23 protein-coding genes are annotated in these 21,210 nt (G+C 64.9%); 14 read left to right on the plus strand and 9 right to left on the minus strand.

The annotated features are described in order from the left end of the window. Positions 1-12 precede the first annotated feature (12 nt). From CRO50_RS06060 to lepA, 3 genes are all read left to right on the plus strand, one after another. Positions 13-756 (plus strand): hypothetical protein, encoded by a 744-nt coding sequence (locus CRO50_RS06060; RefSeq protein ID WP_097144990.1) that lies wholly within the window; start codon positions 13-15, stop codon positions 754-756. After that, positions 753-1,388: a hypothetical protein gene (locus CRO50_RS06065; protein ID WP_097144991.1), complete on the plus strand. Its 636-nt coding sequence runs from the start codon at positions 753-755 to the stop codon at positions 1,386-1,388. The genes CRO50_RS06060 and CRO50_RS06065 overlap by 4 nt, the downstream gene beginning before the upstream one ends. 116 nt (positions 1,389-1,504) lie before the next feature. After that, positions 1,505-3,304 (plus strand): translation elongation factor 4, encoded by a 1,800-nt coding sequence (gene lepA, locus CRO50_RS06070; RefSeq protein WP_097145350.1) that lies wholly within the window; start codon positions 1,505-1,507, stop codon positions 3,302-3,304. A gap of 69 nt (positions 3,305-3,373) precedes the next feature. Here the strand turns inward: lepA and CRO50_RS06075 are convergent, their stop codons facing one another. From CRO50_RS06075 to CRO50_RS06085, 3 genes are all read right to left on the minus strand, one after another. Then, complete coding sequence (locus CRO50_RS06075) at positions 3,374-3,937, minus strand: REP-associated tyrosine transposase (RefSeq protein WP_097144992.1); 564 nt, start codon at positions 3,935-3,937, stop codon at positions 3,374-3,376. Positions 3,938-4,144: 207 nt separating this feature from the next. After that, positions 4,145-4,282 carry an entericidin A/B family lipoprotein gene (locus CRO50_RS06080; RefSeq protein WP_010140981.1) on the minus strand — a complete coding sequence of 46 codons (138 nt, stop codon included), beginning with the start codon at positions 4,280-4,282 and terminating at the stop codon, positions 4,145-4,147. A 96-nt stretch (positions 4,283-4,378) separates the two neighbouring features. Beyond that, positions 4,379-4,528, minus strand: coding sequence for an entericidin A/B family lipoprotein (locus CRO50_RS06085; protein WP_097144993.1), 150 nt, complete (start codon positions 4,526-4,528; stop codon positions 4,379-4,381). Between the two features lie 181 nt (positions 4,529-4,709). Between CRO50_RS06085 and CRO50_RS06090 the strand changes: the two genes are divergently transcribed. After that, entirely contained in the window at positions 4,710-5,333 is a 624-nt protein-coding gene (locus CRO50_RS06090; RefSeq protein ID WP_097144994.1) for a tellurite resistance TerB family protein, read from the plus strand. On the opposite strand, the gene CRO50_RS06095 is transcribed toward CRO50_RS06090, so the two are convergent. After that, the gene (locus CRO50_RS06095) at positions 5,334-6,089 is read right to left on the minus strand and encodes an alpha/beta fold hydrolase (RefSeq protein WP_097144995.1); all 756 of its coding nucleotides are present in this window, start codon (positions 6,087-6,089) and stop codon (positions 5,334-5,336) included. Between the two features lie 81 nt (positions 6,090-6,170). Here CRO50_RS06095 and CRO50_RS06100 point away from each other — a divergent pair, with 81 nt between their 5' ends. Beyond that, the gene (locus CRO50_RS06100; RefSeq protein ID WP_218844977.1) at positions 6,171-6,611 is read left to right on the plus strand and encodes a hypothetical protein; all 441 of its coding nucleotides are present in this window, start codon (positions 6,171-6,173) and stop codon (positions 6,609-6,611) included. On the opposite strand, the gene CRO50_RS06105 is transcribed toward CRO50_RS06100, so the two are convergent. The 4 genes from CRO50_RS06105 to CRO50_RS06120 form a co-directional block, all read right to left on the minus strand. Continuing rightward, a complete protein-coding gene (locus CRO50_RS06105; protein ID WP_232617747.1) occupies positions 6,595-7,431 on the minus strand; it encodes a DUF817 domain-containing protein in 837 nt (278 codons plus the stop codon). The two genes, CRO50_RS06100 and CRO50_RS06105, sit on opposite strands and share 17 nt — an antisense overlap. 267 nt (positions 7,432-7,698) lie before the next feature. Next, a complete protein-coding gene (locus tag CRO50_RS06110; RefSeq protein WP_097144998.1) occupies positions 7,699-8,142 on the minus strand; it encodes a MaoC family dehydratase in 444 nt (147 codons plus the stop codon). Between the two features lie 116 nt (positions 8,143-8,258). After that, positions 8,259-9,131 (minus strand): TIGR01459 family HAD-type hydrolase, encoded by an 873-nt coding sequence (locus CRO50_RS06115; protein WP_097144999.1) that lies wholly within the window; start codon positions 9,129-9,131, stop codon positions 8,259-8,261. Between the two features lie 181 nt (positions 9,132-9,312). Further along, a complete protein-coding gene (locus tag CRO50_RS06120; RefSeq protein ID WP_097145000.1) occupies positions 9,313-10,008 on the minus strand; it encodes a GntR family transcriptional regulator in 696 nt (231 codons plus the stop codon). Positions 10,009-10,199: 191 nt separating this feature from the next. Here CRO50_RS06120 and CRO50_RS06125 point away from each other — a divergent pair, with 191 nt between their 5' ends. The 6 genes from CRO50_RS06125 to CRO50_RS06150 all read left to right on the plus strand — a co-directional run bounded on the left by CRO50_RS06125 (position 10,200) and on the right by CRO50_RS06150 (position 16,931). Then, a complete protein-coding gene (locus CRO50_RS06125) occupies positions 10,200-11,237 on the plus strand; it encodes a C-terminal binding protein (protein WP_097145001.1) in 1,038 nt (345 codons plus the stop codon). A 109-nt stretch (positions 11,238-11,346) separates the two neighbouring features. Continuing rightward, a complete protein-coding gene (locus tag CRO50_RS06130; RefSeq protein WP_232617746.1) occupies positions 11,347-12,369 on the plus strand; it encodes a TRAP transporter substrate-binding protein in 1,023 nt (340 codons plus the stop codon). A gap of 73 nt (positions 12,370-12,442) precedes the next feature. Beyond that, positions 12,443-13,024, plus strand: a complete 582-nt coding sequence (locus CRO50_RS06135) for a TRAP transporter small permease subunit (protein ID WP_097145002.1) — start codon at positions 12,443-12,445, stop codon at positions 13,022-13,024. Continuing rightward, positions 13,024-14,349, plus strand: coding sequence for a TRAP transporter large permease (locus CRO50_RS06140; RefSeq protein WP_097145003.1), 1,326 nt, complete (start codon positions 13,024-13,026; stop codon positions 14,347-14,349). Before CRO50_RS06135 ends, CRO50_RS06140 begins: the two co-directional genes overlap by 1 nt. Before the next feature lie 72 nt (positions 14,350-14,421). Further along, positions 14,422-15,288 (plus strand): fumarylacetoacetate hydrolase family protein, encoded by an 867-nt coding sequence (locus tag CRO50_RS06145; RefSeq protein WP_097145004.1) that lies wholly within the window; start codon positions 14,422-14,424, stop codon positions 15,286-15,288. Next, positions 15,285-16,931: a GMC family oxidoreductase gene (locus CRO50_RS06150; protein ID WP_097145005.1), complete on the plus strand. Its 1,647-nt coding sequence runs from the start codon at positions 15,285-15,287 to the stop codon at positions 16,929-16,931. The genes CRO50_RS06145 and CRO50_RS06150 overlap by 4 nt, the downstream gene beginning before the upstream one ends. A 100-nt stretch (positions 16,932-17,031) precedes the next feature. Here CRO50_RS06150 and CRO50_RS06155 read toward each other — a convergent pair whose 3' ends face one another. After that, the gene (locus CRO50_RS06155; RefSeq protein ID WP_097145352.1) at positions 17,032-17,952 is read right to left on the minus strand and encodes a manganese-dependent inorganic pyrophosphatase; all 921 of its coding nucleotides are present in this window, start codon (positions 17,950-17,952) and stop codon (positions 17,032-17,034) included. A 132-nt stretch (positions 17,953-18,084) separates the two neighbouring features. On the opposite strand from CRO50_RS06155, the gene CRO50_RS06160 reads away from it, so the two are divergent. From CRO50_RS06160 to groL, 3 genes are all read left to right on the plus strand, one after another. After that, the gene (locus CRO50_RS06160; RefSeq protein ID WP_097145006.1) at positions 18,085-18,732 is read left to right on the plus strand and encodes a DUF2161 domain-containing phosphodiesterase; all 648 of its coding nucleotides are present in this window, start codon (positions 18,085-18,087) and stop codon (positions 18,730-18,732) included. 275 nt (positions 18,733-19,007) lie between these two features. Next, positions 19,008-19,295, plus strand: coding sequence for a co-chaperone GroES (groES, locus tag CRO50_RS06165; protein ID WP_097145007.1), 288 nt, complete (start codon positions 19,008-19,010; stop codon positions 19,293-19,295). 65 nt (positions 19,296-19,360) lie between these two features. Further along, on the plus strand, positions 19,361-20,998 hold the full coding sequence (gene groL / locus CRO50_RS06170) for a chaperonin GroEL (RefSeq protein ID WP_097145008.1): 1,638 nt from the start codon (positions 19,361-19,363) through the stop codon (positions 20,996-20,998). Positions 20,999-21,210 lie beyond the last annotated feature (212 nt).

Consider the following 21,210-nt stretch of genomic DNA (forward strand, 5'->3'; position numbering starts at 1 on the left):
AAGAGGTCCTGAATGCTCAACGCTCTCATTCACGCGAAGCACGGCAAGCATGAAGATGGCGAAGAGCGGGTGTCGTGGCGGCAAACATTTCGTGCCATCGAAGATCATGTGACAGCCAGTATTTTTGAACGCCTTTCCTATCTGAGCGCACCCTGTGCGATGCGCCTACTCCATGGCACGACCCGTCGAAACCGGCCGAAGGATGCGGAAACGCTTTTTTCCTGGCGCAGTGTGTCGCTTGACAGAATGGAGTTCTGGCCGTGCTGGGACGATCCGTCCGACAACCGAAGAAGCCGTGAGCCTGACGTCTATTGCGAATGGCAAGTCGGTGACCCTGTCCGAAGTCTGCATCTCATCGTCGAGGCAAAGCCTGGATCCATTGCCCAGTTGAAGGACCAATGGGTTGGAGAACTCAAGAGCTATCACCATGTACAGGAACTGGAGGGGGCTGAAGAACCCGACATTATCGGTTTTCTTGCGATCGGTGGGAGGATCTCAGACCCACAGGACTTTATGAAAGCAGTCCGTGCCGCGAGTCCCGAAGTGCAAGTCGCCATCGGTGGTTGGGAAGACCTTGCCCGCGCGCTATATTTCGAACTGAAGGCCAACACGCTACCGTGGGAGCGGCGTATCCTGCAGGACATGTCTGATGCGCTCCGACTTTTTGGCTACATCTACGTTCCTTTCTTGCCCACTCTAAAGAGTATGCCCGTCATCTCGGAAGGTGCTATTAATAGGATAGGGATCCGGACATGACGGATCTGACCTGGGGCGAAAGTCTGAAGAACTTGCGCGTGGCCTACCGTACCGTCGCGGCCTATCAGGAGCGGGTGCTGTCTATGGCCAAAATCGCCGGGGAGGCTTTCGAGCCGCTCAGTTTCGCCGTCTGGTTCGCGACCGAACATGCCATGGCACCGCAAAGGACAACGGATCCGCGGAACAAGTGGACATGGGACTTCCTTCCGATGAACAGTTTCGCCCTCTGCCTGAACAGTTCCGGCAAGCGGCGCTGGACAATCCGCGAAGGAGAACTGGTGGTCTTCCTGTACTTTTGCGCCGACGATGGTTTCACCAGTTACGGTCACGCGAACCCCGCTCCGGAGGGGCCCGACCCAGCAATGCTGCCCTCTGCAAGCGAAGCGGACAGCTGGTTTGAAATGTACGCGTATCGCTGGCTTGGCTCGGACTGCGAAATCGATTGCTATGATGACCTCTGGGCCACCGATGATCTGCCTGGCTCTGATCTCTGTCCGGTTACAAGCAAGAACGGCGAGTTCTCTCTTTCCTACTTTGGGGTGTCGATCAGCGAGTTGGAAACCCAGGAGAGCTTTTCCTCTGCCGTTAGCGGCTTCAAGGCACGCCTTGAGGCGGAGGTCGAACGGGCCTGAAAACGCAGGTAGTGTGATACGGCAACCGGGATGCTCTCGGCGAGGGACAGCGATCAGCGCCATCCCTCTCACAGACCCTTGCCAAACGCCCTTTTCCCCCGCATATGCTGCCGATCATGACCGATCTCGCGCACATTCGTAACTTCTCCATCGTCGCCCATATCGACCACGGGAAATCCACCCTGGCCGACCGGCTGATCCAGTCCACCAACACCGTCTCGGACCGCGAGATGAAAGAGCAGCTGCTCGACGCCATGGACATCGAGCGGGAACGCGGGATCACCATCAAGGCGAACACCGTCCGCATCGAGTACATCGCCGACAACGGCGAGCTCTATATCCTGAACCTGATCGACACCCCCGGTCACGTCGACTTCGCCTACGAGGTCTCCCGCTCCATGCATGCGGTCGAGGGCTCGCTGCTGGTGGTCGACAGCACCCAGGGCGTCGAGGCGCAGACGCTGGCCAATGTCTACCAGGCCATCGACGCCGACCACGAAATCGTGCCCGTGCTGAACAAGATCGACCTGCCTGCCAGCGAACCCGAACGGGTCGCCGAGCAGATCGAGGATGTCATCGGCATCGACGCCAGCAATGCGCTGCTGGTCTCGGCCAAGTCGGGCCTCGGCATCAAGGAGACGCTGGAGGCGATCTGCCACCGCCTGCCCGCGCCCACGGGCGACCGCGATGCGCCGCTGAAGGCCATGCTGGTGGACAGCTGGTACGACCCCTACCTGGGCGTCGTCGTGCTGGTCCGCATCATGGACGGCGTGATGAAGAAGAACGACCGCGTGAAGTTCATGCGCAACGGCACGGTGCACCAGATCGACCGGATCGGTGTCTTCCGCCCGGCGATGCAGAACGTCGATCAGCTGGGACCGGGCGAGATCGGCTTCATCACCGCCTCGATCAAGCAGGTGCGCGACACCAAGGTCGGTGACACCATCACCCACGAAAAGAAGGGCTGCGAAACCGCGCTGCCCGGCTTCAAACCCTCAATCCCCGTCGTCTTCTGCGGCCTCTTCCCGGTCGATTCGGCCGAGTTCGAGGACCTGCGCGATGCGATCGAGAAACTGGCGCTGAACGATGCCTCCTTCTCCTTCGAGATGGAGACCTCGGCGGCGCTTGGTTTCGGCTTCCGCTGCGGTTTCCTTGGCCTTCTGCACCTCGAAGTGATCCGCGACCGTCTCGAGCGCGAATACAACATCGAGCTGATCACTACCGCGCCCTCGGTGGTCTACCATGTCTACATGAAGGACGGGACGATGCAGGAGCTGCACAACCCCGCCGACATGCCGGACATGACCTATGTGGATCACCTGGAAGAGCCTCGCATCAAGGCCACCATCATGGTGCCCGACGAATACCTGGGCGATGTGCTGAAGCTCTGCCAGGACCGCCGCGGCATCCAGGAAGAGCTTACCTATGCCGGCACCCGTCCGCTGGTGGTCTATGACCTGCCGCTGAACGAGGTGGTCTTCGACTTCTACGACCGGCTGAAATCGGTGACCAAGGGCTACGCTTCCTTCGACTACCACCTGACCGGCTATCGCCAGGACAACCTGGTGAAGATGTCGATCCTGGTAAACGACGAGCCGGTGGATGCGCTGTCGATGATGGTCCACCGCGACCGCGCCGAGATGCGTGGCCGCGCCATGTGCGAGAAGCTGAAGGACCTGATCCCGCGCCATATGTTCAAGATCCCGATCCAGGCCGCAATCGGCGGCAAGGTGATCGCCCGAGAGACGCTCTCGGCCATGCGCAAGGACGTGACGGCCAAGTGCTACGGCGGCGACGCGACGCGGAAGCGCAAGCTGCTGGACAAGCAGAAGGCCGGCAAGAAGAAGATGCGCCAGTTCGGGAAGGTGGATATCCCGCAAGAGGCGTTCATCTCGGCGCTGAAGATGGACAATTGAGGCAAACCCGGAGCGAAAGCTCCGGGTTTTTCCTTTGCGGGCGCTTGGGGTGGTGCATTGGCATGCCCCCTACGCCAGCAACCCCGGTTGCCGCTCCTGCTCTGCGTCCCGCTCTCCGAAATATCCCTCCGGCACCTCTCCGTCCCACCCCGGTGCCACCAATCCTGCGCGCACCTCCCGATGGAAGGACGAGAATTGCCAGTCCGCCGCCCGCGCCACCAGGCCATGTCTGACCGGGTTGCCCCAGCAATAGCGCAGGTGCAGTTCCATATCGCGGTCGTCGCGGATGTGGTGTTCCCAGTAACGGCGCTTCCAGATGCCGACCTCGCCCCTGCGCCGTTTGCCGTCGCTGATGGCGACGCGGTCCTTCACCCGCTTGCTGAACTCGGCCTTGATCGCCTGCCAGCGCACCGGATAGTCCGCGTCGCCCGGCGGCAGGGTCCAGATGCAATGCATGTGGTCGGGCAGGACCACCCAGGCGTCGATGCAGAAGGGGCGGCGGGCGCGTTCGACCATCACCGCTTCGCGCAGCGCGGTGACCTCGCGCACCAGCAGGTCGGAGCTGCGGTCGCGCAGACAGACGGTAAAGAAGATCGATGCGCCGGTCTGGCGCGGGCGGGTGTAGCGGTCCATGGCCCAGCTTGGACCGAACCTGGTTAACAAAGCGTAGGGTGGATGCCATCCCACCATCCCCGCGCGCAGAACGTACAATCGCAGCGAAGGACCAGACGGTCGTGACAGGGGGGGCGAACCCGGCCCCCTTGACCAGGCCAGCAAAACGCCGGACATGAAAAGACCGGCCACCCAGGGGGCGCCGGTCTTCGTGGCCATCGGGCTGGCTTACATGCCCGCCTGGGTCTGCGCGGCCTCGCCCTCGATGATGGTGCCGGCCTTCTGGATGTCGCGCCCCGCGCCCTTCACGGTTTCGCAGGCGGCAAGGCCCGACAGGGCCAGCAGGCAGATGGCGATTCTGATCATTTTATCCCTCGACATGATGTTGATCCCGGAGCGAATCCTAGAACCGCGCCGCAGCGCCGTCCAGCCTGAGAGTCCGGCTTCATGCGAGGGCGGGATTTACATCTCGGACTGGGTCTCGGCGGCTTCGCCTTCGATCACCTGACCGGCGGTCTGGATGTCTTCTCCGGCGCCTTTGACGGTCTCGCATGCCGCGAGAGAAAGCAGGGCGGCGACAAGGGCGGTGCTGCGCAGGGCAAATCGGGTCATCGTTCTTTCCTTCTGTTGAGGTCTGGTCATACAACCCGCGAAACCCTTCCCAGGTTCCGCTGCCGCCACAGGGCCCAGGCCCGCGTCAGCCCCCAGGTCACGCGGTTTTTCATTTGCCCTGCGGCTTCGGCCCCATAACCTCCGGGCATTGAACATCAATTCATTTCGCAAAGGACCGGTCATGCCCGGAAACAAAGACATCGGCATGGTCTTGCTCGTCGGCGCCTTCATCGTCCTCATCTCTCTGGGCGGCGGTGGCGGAGGGCTGATCTCCTACGCGGCGCTCCTCGTCGGACTGGCGCTCGTGGTCAAGCTGGCCCTGGCGATCCGGGGCCGGAATGCCGGTGCGCCCGACCCGGCGACGCGGCGCGCCTCCGAAGTTGCCATGGGGATGATGCGCACGTCGATCGCCATGGCCGCGGTCGATGGTCAGCTGGCGGGCAGCGAGAGGGTCGTGATCCGGGCCATCGCCCGCGAGATCGGGTCCCATGATCTCGACGACAGGGGGGTGGAGAAGATCTTCCTCCACTTCATCTCCGACAGCAGTGCCCTGGCGCAGGAGGTGGCCGCGCTGGCGGCTCTGCTCAATGCGGGCGAGGCGCGGCAGCTGCTGAAGTTTGCCGCCATGGTCGCCTATGCGGACGGAGACCTCTCGGAGGCCGAAACCGCGGTGCTGGACGGGCTGTGCCGGGATCTGCAGATCCCGCCGCGCGATCGCTCGATCCAGCTGCAGGTGGCCTTCGGAGAGATCCAGCGCATCGTCCGCGAAGAGCAGCAGGTCAGCACGGATGTACCCGAGGGCTGATCAGCCGAGGAAGGCCGCTACGGCAGCCTCGAACTCACGCGGTTTCTCGGCATGCAGCCAGTGGCCGGCACCGGGGATCTTGGCGAACTTCGCCTCGGGAAAGAGCGCCTTGATCCCGGCGCGGTACTCGGGCTGCACGTAGTGGCTCTCGGCACCTGACAGGAAGAAGGTGGGGCCGGTGAAACTGCCCTCGATCTCGGGCCAGGAGAGGATCTTGCCCATTTCGGCCTCGAGCACATCGAGGTTCAGACGCCACTGGCGCTCGGTCACGTCGAGGCTCTGGGTGAAGAAGCTCTGCAGCGCCTTCTCGACCCCGGCTTCGGCCAGCTGCGCCTCGGCGTCCGACCGGCGCGAGACCTGCGACAGGTCCACCTTGCGCATGGCGTCGATATATTGCTGCTGGCTGTGGCCATAGGAGACCGGGGCGATATCGGCGACGATCAGCCGCTCCACCAGCTCGGGATGGAGCAGCGCCAGCGCCATCGCGGCCTTGCCGCCCATGGAATGGCCCAGCACATGGCAGGGCCGCCCCTCGGCGCGGATCACCTCGGCCAGGTCGGCGGCCATGGCAGGGTAGGAATGCTCGTCCTCGCGCGGCGAGAGCCCGTGGTTGCGCATGTCCACCGCGAGCACCGGCCGCTTGGCCGAGAGCCGCTTGGCGATGACACCCCAGTTGCGCCCGGAGCCGAAAAGCCCATGGGCGATCAGAAGGGGCGTGGCATCGGCGGGGCCATCCTGGCGGATCACGTTCAGCATGGGGCAGCCATAGCTTGCGTCCGCGCGCGATGCCAGATGCTTCCGCGGCGGCCAGCCGCCGCATTGCGGGATGAAAGCGCAATGACTTGCCCTCCCGCCTGGCTGAGCGCTATTCTGGGGGTCATCGTCAGGGAGGCCGCCGACATGGGCTCGGATATTCTGGATCGCGGCCTGGGCCGCAGCGAGAAGGCGCTGAAGCGCAAGATGGGCGGGCGCCGTCCGTTGAAGCGCGGCGACTTCGACCGGCTGGTTGCCCGCGCCGGGCGCGACCTGCCGGGCGCTGCCCGCCGCGAGGCGAAGAAGATCCAGAAGGTCCGCTCCGAGATGGATAACCCCCGCCTGGCCGCCCGCATGGACCCGGCGCAGCTCTCGGGCTCTTTCCGCAGGCTGGAGCGGGCCGTGTCGCATTGGAACCCGGCCCGAAAGCGTCGCAACATGTGGCTGAACGCCCTGGCGGGCTATGCCTTCAACATCCTGCTCTTCTTGGGCCTGCTGGCCGCCTTCCTCAGCTGGCAGGGCTGAAGGGCGCGCGGCGCAGGTTCTGGCGCTGCACCAGCGTCACAGTGGTGAAGCTGACGAAGAAGAGCAGATACCACGACCCCATCTTTGCCAGCGAGACAAGCTCCAGCCGCGCCTGGCCGTGATAGGCCCAGGTGCCCGAAAGCGTGCCGATGTTCTCGGCCAGCCAGAGCGCGAAGGCGATGAGCAGCGCGGCCAGCGGGAAGGGCATCCAGTGCCAGTCGCGCAGGCGGAACCACATCTTCGTGCGGGCAAAGAGCAGCAGGGTGGCGGCGAAGAGCCCCAGCCGGATGTCCGGCAGCCAGTGATGGGCGAAGAAGTTGACGTAGATCGCCACCGCCAGCAGGACCGAGGCCCAGAACGGCGGATAGGGGGCGATCACCGCATCGAAGAGCCGGAAGGCCCGCGCGATATAGGAACCCAGCGAGGCATACATGAAGCCGGTGAACAGCGGCACGTCGAAGGCCTTCAGCACGCCCGGCTCGGGATAGGACCAGGAGCCCGCGTGGACCTTGAACCACTCCATCACCGTGCCTGTCAGGTGGAAGAGCAGGATCACCTTGGCCTCGTCCCAGCTTTCCAGCTTGGTGGCGATCAGCAGCACCTGCACCGAGACCGCCAGCAGAACCAGGAAATCATAGCGCGCCAGCGCCCAGTCCTCCTGCCAGATCTGCGCGGTGATCAGCAGCGCCGCCAGGATGATCCCGGCAAAGAGCCCGGCCCAGGCCTGGCGCAGCAGGAACAGCAGCACGGATTGCGCCCAGCCGGGCAGGGGGCTCTGCGCCAGCAGCGCGGCATCGGACCGAAGGGAGGAGGTGCTCATGGCCGCCATCTTGCGCGATTGGCTGCGCCTGTCCAGAGACCAGATGTCGGATGCCTCCGGCGGGAGTATTTCCGGCCTGGTGATGAAACAGGCCGTGATATCAGGGCGACCTACTTTCGCCACGGAGGGCGCGCAGGTTCTCCAATTCAAAAGTAGGGTTCTTCAAAGGGCAATGCACGGCTTGCATCACAAGGCTGAAAATACTCCGGGGGGGGAGGCGCAGCCGACGGGGGCGGAGCCCCCCCACCCAGCCTTGCTCCAGGCGCCTCAGTCGAACTTCTTGGACGGCGCCAGCACCATGGCCTCGCCGGCCAGCACCTTGGTGTCACCCACCATGCAGCGGCAATCCAGCTTCACCCGGCGCCTTGCATGGTCGATGTCGATCACCTCGACTTCGGCCAGCACCACGTCTCCGGGACGGACAGGGGCCAGGAACTTCAGGCTCTGGCCCATGTAGACCGTGCCATGGCCCGGCAGCTGCTCTCCGATCACCGCCGAGATCAGCCCGGCGGTCAGCATCCCGTGGGCAATGCGCCCCTGAAAGATCGTGTCGCGGGCATAGTCGTCGTCCAGGTGGACCGGGTTCCGGTCGGTCGAGATCTGGGCGAACATCTCGATGTCCTCATCCGTCACCTCTTTCCTGAGGTAACGGACCATGCCCATCTCGAGGTCCTCGATCGGCACCGTGCCGCGCGGGAAATTGTCCAACATCCACCCCTCCCTTCGGATCGCGCCCCGCCAAGAAGGCGCGAATCCATCACGTAATTATTGGGCGCACTGATGCGCTTGAGGGAAATAATATTACGCTGCGGATGCGAAATCAACCCTCAGCGCAGGAAGCCGATGGAATAGGTCGGGGTCATCTGCTGGGCCTCGATATAGGCCTCCAGGGCTTCGGGTTCGGGCTGGTCGGTGGTCTTGGTCTCTTCCAGGGCCAGGCCGCCGGTGATGAAGAGCGTATCGATGCCCTCGCCCATGCCGCCGCGTACATCGGTGTGGATACCGTCGCCGATGGCCAGGATGCGCGCCTCGGCGGGATCGGTGCCAAGCTGGCTCAGTCGCTTGCGGGCTAGGTCGTAGATCGGCGGATGGGGCTTGCCGAAATAGAGGCTCTCGCCACCCATCTCCGCATAGAGCTCGGCCACCGCTCCGGCGCACCATTCGCGCAGCTCGCCGCGGTCGACGACGATGTCGGGGTTGGCGCAGAGCAGCTTCAGCCCCTTGGTCTTGGCCAGCAGCAGCTCGGGGCGCAGCACGGAAGGCTCGGCCATGGGATCGAAGGGCCCGGTGCAGACGATGCCCTCGGCCTCGTCCAGCGGCACGCGGGTGATGGTCACCGGGTTTTCCTGGATCTCCAGCGGGTGGAAGAAGGGATCGTCATGGGCCTCGCCGATGTGAAAGACCTTCTCGCCGACGGTGCCGTTGTACATGGCGGCCCGCGCAGAGTCGCCGGAGGTGGCGATGATGTCCCAGGAATCGCGGGCGACGCCGAAGCCGTCCAGCTGGATCTCGACCTGGGCGCGGGGGCGCGGAGAATTGGTAACCAGGACCACCTTCTTGCCCTTCTTGCGCACCTCCTGCAGCGCTGCCACGGCGGCGGGGAAGGCGGTCACGCCGTTATGCACGCAGCCCCAGAGATCGACGAAGAAGGCGTCGTAGTCATCGGCGATATCGGCAAGGGTCTGGACGATCCGGGTCATGGCGGGCTCCTCGGGCTGACGTTTGTTTCCATATGGCCCATGTGGCGCGGCGCGACCAGTCCGCTTTGCGCCACTGTGGCCCGGTCATCGAATTGTCACGTGGCAAAGCCGGGGGGTATCCGACGGGCTTTGCGCTCGCGCCCCGTGAGATCCGGCAGCCAGGGCTGCCCCGTCTTGCCGCCTAGCGAAAGATCCGCTTGTACTCGTCAAGCGACCGGCTCAGCGCCTTGGTGCGTGGCCTGCTTTTGGAGGGCAGATCAAGTTCGGCCTCGTTGATCACCAGGATATGGGCCTCGAGCGCCTGGGCGGCCTTCTCCAGGTCCCCGGCCTCGAGGTGCTGCACGATCAGCTGGTGCTCGGCGAAGGATTGTTCGCGGTAGTCACCCGCGCCGCGTTGCAGACAGACGCGCAGGGCCTCTATGCCCGAGGCGGTGAGGTCATAGGCCTGGGGCAGGTAGCTGTTGCCCGAGTTGCGGATGAAGGCCTGGTGGAAGGCCATGTCCGCGGCCTCGTATTGCTTCCAGTCGGCGCTGCGCAGGGCGCCCTCCATGCTCTTGATGGTCGCATGGAGCGTCGCCAGCACAGAGGCGCCCGCCGCCTGCATCGATAGCCGCAGGGCCGCCGTCTCCAGCACGGCGCGGAAGGTGCTCATCTCGCGCACGTCCTCGCGGCTGGGAGAGAACACATAAGTCCCCGCCTGGGGCACGATGGTGACCAGGCGCTTGTCGCGCAGCTCGAAGAAGGCGGTGCGGACCGGGGCCTTGCTCATCCCCAGGGCCTCGGCGATCTGCACCTCCGAGAGGCGCTCGCCAAACACCAGCTCGCCCGAGACGATGGCTTCCCTGATCCGCGTATAGGCTTCCTTGCTCAGCGACACGTTGCTTTCCTTTCAATCGAAAACCGCGGACTGGAACCCGTTCAGGTCGCACAATTTTCCACGCTCTGGGCCGCCAGGTCGCAGCTGTCTTACCGCCACTCCCCGGCCAAGTCTATTTTGGCGGGTTGACAGAGTAATTGAAATACTAGAATTCTAGTTGTGCCAGTTTTCTTTCAAGGGATGCACAACAAATGACCACCTTCCGCCTCTTGACCCCGGATGCGCAGTATCCCGACGACGCGCTGATCGAGCGCGAGACGGCCGGGTCGGACGTTCACTGGAGCATCTTCCGCGAGCGGACCCCCGCCGCGATTCCCGCCGAGGAATGGAGCCGCGCCGATGCGCTGGTGGTCTGGCACGAGATGCCGGTCGACGCCGATGTCATCGCGCGGCTGGACCGCTGCCAGGTGATCGTGCGGGCCGGTGTGGGCTTCGACCATATCGACCTCGAGGCCGCCGCGGCGCGGGGCATCCCTGTGTGCAACACGCCCGACTATGGCACCAGCGAGGTTGCCGACCATGCCATCGCCATGATGCTCAACTTCAAGCGCGGCCTGACCTCCTATCACCGAGAGCTCGTCGCCTCTCCGCAGGAGGGTTTCGACCATGCGCGGGCGCCGCTGATGGGCCGTCTGCGCGGGCGCACCTTCGGAATCGTCGGGCTGGGCCGTATCGGCACCGCCACGGCGCTGCGGGCCAAGGCCTTCGGGCTGAACGTGGTCTGCTATGACCCCCATGTCTCGCGCGGGACCGAGATCGCCGTCGGCGTGCAGCGGGTGGAGTCGCTGGAGGCGCTGCTGAAGGTCTCCGACGTGGTCTCGCTGCATTGCCCGCTGACGGAGGAGACGCGCGGCATGATCAACGCCCGGACGCTGCGGCAGATGAAGCCCGGCGCCGTGGTCATCAACACCGCCCGCGGCGCCATCGTCGATGTGCCCGCCCTGCTGGAGGCCCTGCGGGACAACGTGATCGCCGGTGCCGGCCTGGACGTGCTGCCGGTAGAGCCGCCCAGCCCCGACGATCCCATTTCGCTGGCCTATGCCGGCTGCAGCGATCCGCTGACGGGCGAGCGCCTGCTGCTCTCGCCCCATGCGGCCTGGTCGAGCCCGGAAAGCGTGGCGGACGCACGCCGGCTGGCGGTCGAGACCGCGATGCTGCGTCTGCGGGACGGCACCATCAGAAACCTGGTGAACTCACCGGAGAAAGTCTTGGTCCCGGCGACGGAGTAAGCCGCCGCGGGCAAGGGAGGAGGCCCCGGCACGGTGAGCGTTCCGGGGAAGGTTGCGCCGCAAAAACAAGGCCAGCCGCACATGCCAGTTTATCCATAGGGAGGAAAAAATGGCCAAGAATATCACTATGACACTCGTTGCCGGGTTCTTTACGGCGACGGCGGGGATTTCGGCGCAGGCGCAGGATTTCTCGTTCACCTTCCAGTCGGTCGACCCGGCGGGGAACCCGAATTTCCAGATCCAGAAGGAATGGACCGAGCGCGTCGGCGTCATGAGCGGCGGCCGCATCGAGATCGAGCTCCTGCCCGTGGGCGCAGTGGTGGAATACAACGAGACGCAGGACGCCGTCGGCGCCGGCATCCTCGATGGCCATATCACCGATGTCAGCTATTTCTCCGGCAAGGACCCGGCCTTCGGCCTGATCGCCAACCCCATCGGTGCATGGTCCTCGCCCGAAGAGATGCTGCGTTTCATCCGCTATGGCGGCGGCCAGGAGCTGATGACCCAGCTGGAAGAGCCCTACAACCTGCACTTCGTCGGCGCGACGACGACGGGTCTGGAAGGCTTCGTCTCTAAGCGCCCGCTGTCCGGGGTCGATGATCTCAAGGGTCTGAAGGTGCGCGCGCCCGAGGGCCTGATCCAGCAGGTCTTCGCGGCCGCCGGTGCTGTGCCGGTGAACCTGCCCTATGCCGAGGTTTTCACCGCCCTCGACAAGGGCGTCATCGACGCGGCGGATTCCACCGTCTTCTCGACCAACCATTCGCAGGGGCTGCACAAGGTGGGCAACAACCCGGTCTATCCGGGTTTCCACTCGATGCCGCTGGTTGAAGTGTCGATGAACCTCGATGCCTGGAAGAAGCTGCCCGAGGATCTGCAGGAGATCATGACCGTCTCGGTGCGCGACCTGGCCTCCGACATGGTGGCGCAGCTGTCGATCAAGGATCTCGAAGCCGCGGCCGAGGCCAAGGCCGACCCGGATATCACCGTGCACAACTGGTCCTCGGACGAGCGCGCCCGGTTCCGCACCATCGCCATGGGCCAGTGGGAAAATGTGGCCAGCCAGTCCGAGAATGCCCAGCAGGTCTATGACACGCTGACGGGCTACCTCGAGGAGCAGGGTCTGCTCGACTAAGGCTGCAAGGCCTTCGGGCGGGCAACCGGGTTGCCCGCCCCCTTTCCCCCTGAAATGAACCGGACGACATTCAATGGCGCAGCCTGACGACATCCCCACGATGGCGATCCCCGATGCGGTCGAGATCCCACCAAGAACCCTGCCGGAAGCTGGCCGCCTCGGATGGCTGATGGAGAAGGTCTCGGCGGTCTTCGCGATCGGGATCATCCTTGCGATGGCGATCCTGGTGCTGGAAGTGGTCAGCCGATATTTCTTCGGCGCGCCCACCACCTGGGCGCATGAGACCTCGACCTTCCTCAGCGCCATCACCTTCATCTTCGGCGGATTGCTCTGCGTGGTGCGCAATTCCCATATCCGGGTCGTGCTGCTCTATGACCTGTTCCGGGGCAGGGCGCTGAAGGCGCTGAACGCCGTCATCTCGCTGGTCTGCACCATCTCGACCGGCTTTTTCGCCTGGGCCGCCTGGCGCACGGTCGAGAAGGCGATCTTCCGACCCTCGGGCGACTTCTACCTCGAGACCAGCGGCAGCGCCTGGAATTCGCCGGCACCGGCGCTGATCAAGATCTTCCTCTTCCTGGTGCTGATCGTGATGAGCCTTCAGTTCCTGATCCTCGCCTTCAACTACATGCGCGCCGCGCGTGGGGGGATGCGCTGATGGATGCTCTTTCCTCGCTTCTGGATCTCTCGGCCCTCGGCATCGGCAGCGGCACGCTGGTGATGTTCGCCATGCTCGTCTTCCTGCTGCTGACCGGAATGCCGCTGGCACTGGTGACCCTGCTGGTCGCGCTGATCTTCGCGCTGGGCTGGTTCGGACCCATGGCCGTGCCGCTGATCACCAGCCGGGTCTATTCCTTCGTCTCCTCCTTCGTCTTCGTCTCGGTGCCGATGTTCGTGCTGATGGCGGCGATCCTCGATCGTTCGGGCATCGCCCGCGATCTCTTTGACGCGATGAAGCTGGTGGCCGGCCGGATCCGCGGCGGTGTCGCGGTGCAGACGATCTTCGTGGCGGTGATCCTGGCCGCGATGAGCGGCATCATCGGCGGCGAGATCGTGTTGCTGGGCCTCGTGGCGCTGCCGCAGATGCTGCGCCAGGGCTATGACCGCCGCCTCGCCATCGGCGTGGTCTGCGCGGGCGGATCGCTGGGCACCATGGTGCCGCCCTCGATCGTGCTGATCATCTACGGGCTGACTGCCAATGTCTCGGTCGGAGAGCTCTTCACCGCGGCCTTCGTGCCGGGCTTCATGCTGGCCTCCTTCTACGTCGCCTACGTGCTGTTTCGCTCCTACACCGACCCGACCGCCGCCCCGCCGCCCGAGACCGAGCGGATGGAGGTGCCCGAGCAGCTGAAACTGCTGCGCGGCCTGATCCTGCCGATCCTCGTCGTGGTCTTCGTGCTGGGCTCGATCTACGGCGGCATCGCCTCTGTCACCGAGGCCTCCGCCGTCGGTGTCGCCGGGGTGATCCTGTCGACGATCCTGCGACGGGAGTTCACCTTCCGCATGCTGCTGGACGCGGCGATGCACACGCTGACCACCGTCGGCATGATCGTCTGGATCGGCATCGGCGCCAGCGCCCTGGTCGGGGTCTACAACCTGATGGGCGGGATCGAGTTCATCTCGTCGCTGATCACCGGCGTCTCGGACAATCCGACGATCATCATCCTGACCATGATGCTGATCCTCTTCGTGCTGGGCATGTTCCTCGACTGGGTGGGCATCGCGCTGCTGACTATGCCGATCTTCGTGCCGGTGATCCGCGAGCTCGGCATGGACCCGATCTGGTTCGGCGTGCTCTTCGCCATGAACATGCAGGTCTCGTTCCTGACCCCGCCCTTCGGCCCGGCCGCCTTCTACCTCAAGAGCGTGACGCCCCCCGATATCTCGTTGGGAGAGATCTTCCGCTCGCTGGTGCCATTCATCTGCCTGCAGGTGCTGGCGGTTGGCCTTCTCATCTTTTTCCCGCAGATTGCGGTTTACTAGAGCAGGCCTGACAGCCGCCCGACCGATGCCGGGCAGGACCCTGCTCTTTATCAACAAGACAAAGGACATGACATGAAACTCGTGCGCTATGGAGACGCAGGCCAGGAACGGCCGGGGCTCATCGACAGCAAGGGAGAGCTGCGCGACCTGTCCGCGGAAGTCGCCGACATCGACGGTGCGGCGCTGGCCCCCGAGACCCTGGCCCGCCTGGCGGCGCTGGACACCGACGCGCTGCCCAGGGTCGAGGGCAATCCCCGGCTCGGCCCCTGTGTCGGCAATGTCGGCAAGCTGATCGGCATCGGGCTGAACTACTCTGACCACGCCGCCGAATCCGGCATGGCGGTGCCGAGCGAGCCCATCGTCTTCCTCAAGGCCACCAGCGCCATCTCGGGCCCCTACGACGACGTGCAGCTGCCGGCAGGCGCCGAGAAGGTCGACTGGGAGGTCGAGCTGGCCTTCGTGATCGGCACGCGGGCGAAGAACGTCTCGAAGGCAGAGGCCCTGTCCCACGTGGCGGGTTACATGATCGTCAATGACGTCTCCGAGCGCTCCTGGCAGGCAGAGCGCCAGGGCCAGTGGACCAAGGGCAAGAGCCACGACACCTTCGCGCCCATGGGGCCGTGGATGGTCACTGCGGACGAGGTCGCCGACCCCCATGACCTGGGCATGCGGCTGGATGTCGACGGCGAGCGCCGCCAGGACGGCTCCTCGAAGACCCTGATCTTCGGCATCGACCACCTTGTGTCCTACCTCAGCACCTTCATGACGCTGGAGCCCGGCGACGTGGTGACCACCGGCACGCCTCCGGGCGTGGGCCTTGGCATGACACCGCAGGTCTTCCTGCGTGACGGCCAGGTCATGCGGCTCGAGATCGACGGGTTGGGCGTGCAGCAGCAGACCTGCGTCCGCCAGGCAGCCCCCACGGGGACCAGCCAGTGAGCAACCGGCCCGACAGCAGTGCGTCCAACGGCGGTTGGGCCGACAGCGGCACCTATGACTACATCGTCGTGGGTGCCGGTTCCGCGGGCTGCGTGCTGGCCAACCGGCTGAGCGCCGACCCCCGCAATCGCGTGCTGCTGCTGGAGGCCGGCGGCAGCGACAACCGCTTCTGGGTGCATGTGCCCATGGGCTACCTCTATGCCATGGGCAATCCCCGCATGGACTGGTGTCTGTGCACCGAACCCGAAGAGGGGCTCGGGGGACGCGCCCTGAACTATCCGCGCGGCAAGATGCTGGGCGGCTGCTCGTCGATCAACGGCATGATCTACATGCGCGGCCAGGCGCGGGACTACGACCAGTGGCGGCAGATGGGCAATGCGGGCTGGGGCTGGGACGAGATCCTGCCCTACTTCCGCAAGTCCGAGCGCCACTTCGGCCCGGCGGATGAGAACCACGGGACCGAGGGCGAGCTGCGGGTCGAGCAGCAACGCCTGAACTGGCCCATCCTGGATGTCGCCGCAGATGCCGCCGAAGAGATCGGCATCGCGCGGACCGACGACTTCAACGATGGCGACAACGAGGGCACCGGTTATTTCCCGGTGAACCAGAGGCGCGGCATCCGCTGGAACGCCCGCAAGGCCTTCCTGAACCCCGCCCGCAAGCGGCCCAACCTGCGCATCGTCACCGGCGCCCAGGTGCAGCAGCTGCTGCTCGAGGGGCGCCGGGTGACAGGCGTCAGCTTCACCGTGAAGGGCCGCTCTCACCGGGCCCGGGCGGGGCGCGAGGTGGTACTGTCGGCCGGGGCCATAGGCACGCCGCAGATCCTGGAGCTTTCGGGCATCGGCGATCCGGACCGCCTTGGCCCCCTTGGGGTGACGCCGGTTCACGAGCTGAAGGGCGTCGGTGAAAACCTGCAGGATCACCTGCAACTCAGGACGGTATGGAAGATCTCGGGGGCACGGACGCTCAACGACCGGGTGGCAAGCCTGCCGGGCCGGATCGGCATCGGGCTGGAGTACCTGTTGCGCCGCTCGGGGCCGATGTCGATGGCACCCAGCCAGCTCGGCATCTTCTGCCGCTCGTCCGAGCGCGAGACCTCGGCCAATATCGAATTCCACGTGCAACCGCTGTCGCTGGATCAGTTCGGCGCGCCCCTGCACCGTGATCCGGGGCTGACGGTTTCGGTCTGCAACCTGCGCCCCGAGAGCCGGGGCAGCGTCCACCTGCGCAGCGCCGAGGCTCAGGACGCCCCCGAGATCCGGCCGCGCTATCTCAGCGCCGAGCGGGACCGGACCGTCGCGGTCGAGAGCCTGCGCACCGCCCGCGCCCTGATGCAGACCGCCGCCATGCAGCCCTATGGCCCAAGGGAGGTCCTGCCGGGCCCGGCCCTTGAGAGCGACGCCGATCTGGTCGCCGCCGCCGGTCAGATCGGCACGACGATCTTCCATCCGGTGGGCACCGCGCGCATGGGCAGCGATCCCCTTGCGGTGGTCGGGCCGGATCTGCGGGTGCATGGGATTGCGGGTCTCTCCGTCGCCGATGCCTCGATCATGCCGACGATTGTCTCGGGCAATACCCATGCCCCGGTCACGATGATCGCCGAGAAGGCCTCGGACCTGATCCTGTCGCGGCAGGGCCAGTAAGGAGGGGCCAGCGGGGAAGGGCGGCCTCTGCCCTTTGCGCGGGACGGACAACGAAAAAGGGCGCCCTGCGGGGCGCCCTTCCCGTCTGCTGCGGCAGGTCTCAGACCTTGAGCGAGGGGATGATCTGCTTCTTGCGGCTCATCACGCCGGGCAGCACCACCTGGTCGCCCTCGACGCTGGCGCCGAAGCTCTTCTCGGCCACGGTCTTCACCAGCTCGTTCGGCACGAAGAGCGTGGCTTCCTCGTTCAGGATGTCGACCACGAAGAGCAGCACCTGGTCGACGCCATCCTCGGCTTCGACGGCCTTGAAGCTCTCCATGATCGAGGCCTTGCGGTCCAGCACCAGCTTCGGCGCGGTGGTTTCCAGCACGGAGACGCGGAACTTGGTGCCGTCGACGGCATATTCCTTGCTGTCCATGCGGATCAGCTCGGCGTCCGAGAAGGCAGAGATGTCGGACTTGGCCTCGAACATCTCGGCGGCATAGGCGCCCAGGTCCAGGTTCAGCTCGGCGGCAAGGGTTTCCGCCAGCGCGCGATCCACCGGGGTCGTGGTCGGAGAGCGGAATTCCAGCGTGTCCGACAGGATGCAGGAGAGCATGGCGCCCTTGATCTGGTCGGGCATCTTGGCGGCGTCGTCACCCATCAGCTGGTGCATGATGGTGGCGGTGCAGGCCAGCGGCTTGATGGTGATGTCGATCGGGCCCTTGGTTTCCAGCCCCCCGGTCAGCTTGTGGTGGTCGATGATCTGGATGACATTGGCATCGTTGATCGCCGCCGGCAATTCGGCGGGGTTGTTGGTGTCGACGATCACCACGGTGTCCTCGGCGGTAACTTCCGAGATGATCTCGGGCGTCTCGAAGCCCCATTTCTCGACCACGAAGGCGGCCTCGGTGTTGGGGGTGCCCAGGAGCTTTGCCTCTGCCGGGGTGCCCATCACCTCGGAGAGATACCAGGCCCAGATCAGCGGAGAGCCGGTGGAATCGGTGTCGGGAGACTTGTGGCCGAAGACCTTGATCGTCATGGGAAGCATCCGTTCTTGGAAAAGCTGAATTCGGCGGTCTTATAGTGGCCCCTCCGGGCGCTGTCACCCGGTTGCGGCGCCGCAGCACGCGCCGCGCTTGCCGCTGCCGGGGCGGGCGCATAATCATGCGCCATGACCCGCGTGCCCGAGACCGATCTCTATCCTCCCGTGAAGGCCTTCCTCGAGGCCCAGGGCTACGAGGTCAAATCCGAGGTGGCCGGTGCCGATGTGGTGGGCATGCGCGCCGATGACCCGGACCCGGTGATTGTCGAGCTGAAACTGGCCATGAGCCTGGCGCTGCTGCAGCAGGGGATCGACCGGCTGGGGGTCTCGGATTTCGTCTATCTTGCCATTCCGCAGGTGAAGGGCCGCAAGACGCTGGCGCGGCACGTGGCGCTCTGTCGCCGGCTGGGGCTGGGGCTGCTGACGGTGCGGCTGTCGGATGGCCACGTGGAGGCCCAGTGCGATCCGGGGCCCTACGCGCCGCGCAGGGTCAAGGCGCGGGCCGGGCGGCTCTTGCGGGAATTCCAGCGCCGCGACGGCGATCCCAATCGCGGCGGTGCGGCGGGCAGGATCGTCACCGCCTACCGCCAGGACGCGCTGCGCTGCGCGGCGCATCTGGCCGAACATGGCGCCAGCCGGGGAGCTGCGGTGAAGGCCGCCACCGGCGTCGCCCGCGCCACCACCCTGATGCGCGACAATCATTATGGCTGGTTCGAGAAGGTCGCCAAGGGCACCTACGCCTTGACCGAGAAGGGCAGGCAGGAGACCGGCGCGTAGGGGGAGGTATCCCACCATTCGGGCCACCTTTCCGTTCACCCTTCCGGCTGTTCTGGCGGTCGCCGTTGCCGCCGGGGGCGGATATCTCCCACCCTGCACCGGTGGCCCGCGACGGTGCCGTCTGCCGGGCGTTAGCAAAAATCGACCTCCGCCGTTGACTCGTCCCCACCATATCCCTATCTCCGTGCCGTTAGCACTCGGACGACCTGAGTGATAACGCCCGACCCCGAGCGGGGAAGGGACAGGGAAAAACTTTGAGCCAAGGAGCCTCAGAGATGGCATTTCAACCGCTGCATGACCGTGTGCTCGTCGAGCGTGTCGAAGGTGAAGAAAAGACCGCCGGCGGTCTGATCATCCCCGATAGCGCCAAGGAAAAGCCCGCCGAGGGCATCGTCATCGCCGTGGGCGCTGGCGCCAAGGACGACGATGGCGAGCGTATCGCCATGGACGTCAAGGAAGGCGACAAGATCCTGTTCGGCAAGTGGTCCGGTACCGAGATCACGCTGGATGGCAAAGAGCTGCTGATCATGAAGGAAAGCGACATCATGGGCGTCATCTCCTGATCCCTCGCGGATCGGACTGACCACCCCAACTCGCTTACCCGAAACCCAAATTCAGGAGAAAGAACATGGCTGCAAAAGACGTCAAGTTCGACACCGACGCCCGCAACAAGATGCTGAAGGGTGTCAACACTCTCGCCGACGCGGTGAAGGTGACCCTCGGTCCGAAGGGCCGTAACGTGGTTCTGGACAAGTCCTTCGGTGCGCCCCGCATCACCAAGGACGGTGTCTCGGTCGCCAAGGAAATCGAACTGGAAGACAAGTTCGAGAACATGGGCGCCCAGATGGTGAAGGAAGTCGCTTCCCGCACCAACGACGAAGCCGGTGACGGTACCACCACCGCAACCGTGCTGGCCCAGGCCATCGTCAAGGACGGCGTCAAGGCCGTCTCCGCCGGCATGAACCCGATGGACCTGAAGCGCGGCATCGACCTGGCAACCGCCAAGGTCGTCGAGGCCATCAAGGCCGCCTCGCGTCCGGTGAACGACAGCGCCGAAGTCGCGCAGGTCGGCACCATCTCCGCCAACGGCGAAGAATCGATCGGCAAGATGATTGCCGAAGCCATGCAGAAAGTTGGCAACGACGGTGTCATCACCGTTGAAGAAAACAAGGGCATGGAAACCGAAGTCGAAGTCGTGGAAGGCATGCAGTTCGACCGCGGCTACCTCTCCCCCTACTTCGTCACCAACGCCGACAAGATGGTCGCCGAGCTGGAAGACTGCATGATCCTGCTGCACGAGAAGAAGCTCTCGTCGCTGCAGCCGCTGGTCCCGCTGCTCGAGCAGGTCATCCAGTCGCAGAAGCCGCTGCTGATCATCGCCGAAGACGTCGAGGGCGAAGCCCTGGCGACCCTCGTCGTGAACAAGCTGCGTGGTGGCCTGAAGATCGCCGCCGTCAAGGCACCGGGCTTCGGTGATCGCCGCAAGGCCATGCTGCAGGACATCGCGATCCTGACCGGCGGCCAGGTGATCTCGGAAGATCTGGGCATGAAGCTCGAGTCCGTGACCATGGACATGCTGGGCACTGCCAAGACCGTCAACATCACCAAGGACGAGACCACCATCGTCGACGGCAATGGCGACAAGGCAGAGATCGAAGCACGCGTCAGCCAGATCCGCACGCAGATCGAGGAAACCACCTCGGACTACGACCGCGAGAAGCTGCAGGAACGTGTTGCCAAGCTGGCAGGCGGCGTTGCCGTCATCCGCGTCGGCGGCCTGACCGAGATCGAAGTGAAAGAGCGTAAGGACCGCGTCGATGACGCCCTGAACGCAACCCGCGCTGCCGTTCAGGAAGGCATCGTGGTCGGCGGCGGCGTCGCCCTGGTCCAGGGCGCCAAGTCGCTCGAAGGCCTGACCGGCGCCAACCCCGACCAGGACGCAGGCATCAAGCTGATCCGCAACGCCCTGGAAGCTCCGCTGCGCCAGATCGCCGAGAACGCAGGCGTCGACGGCGCCGTGGTTGCCGGCAAGGTGCGCGAATCCTCCGACCTGAAGTTCGGCTTCAACGCTCAGACCGAAGAATACGGCGACATGTTCGCCTTCGGTGTGATCGACCCCGCCAAGGTGACCCGCACCGCTCTGGAGGACGCTGCCTCCATCGCCGGCCTGCTGATCACCACCGAGGCCATGGTTGCCGACAAGCCCTCGAAGGAAGGTGCCGGTGGCGGCGCCCCCGACATGGGCGGCATGGGCGGCATGATGTAATCTGCCGTTCCAACCGGAACTACGGGAAAGGGGGCCTTCGGGCCCCCTTTTTCATTGGGGGTGGACGCCCGTCGGACGCCACCTCGGCGCCGGTCCCTTGGCCGGCAGGCGGCGGGACTTTTCCCTGCCCGCCAGGCCATTGCCGCCTGGGATTGCTCCGCTTTCCTCTGCCACCGGGCTGCTCTGCCGCTTGTTTCAGCATATTTGCCACC

This window comes from Pseudooceanicola antarcticus (genome assembly GCF_900215355.1).
Lineage (GTDB): Bacteria > Pseudomonadota > Alphaproteobacteria > Rhodobacterales > Rhodobacteraceae > Pseudooceanicola > Pseudooceanicola antarcticus.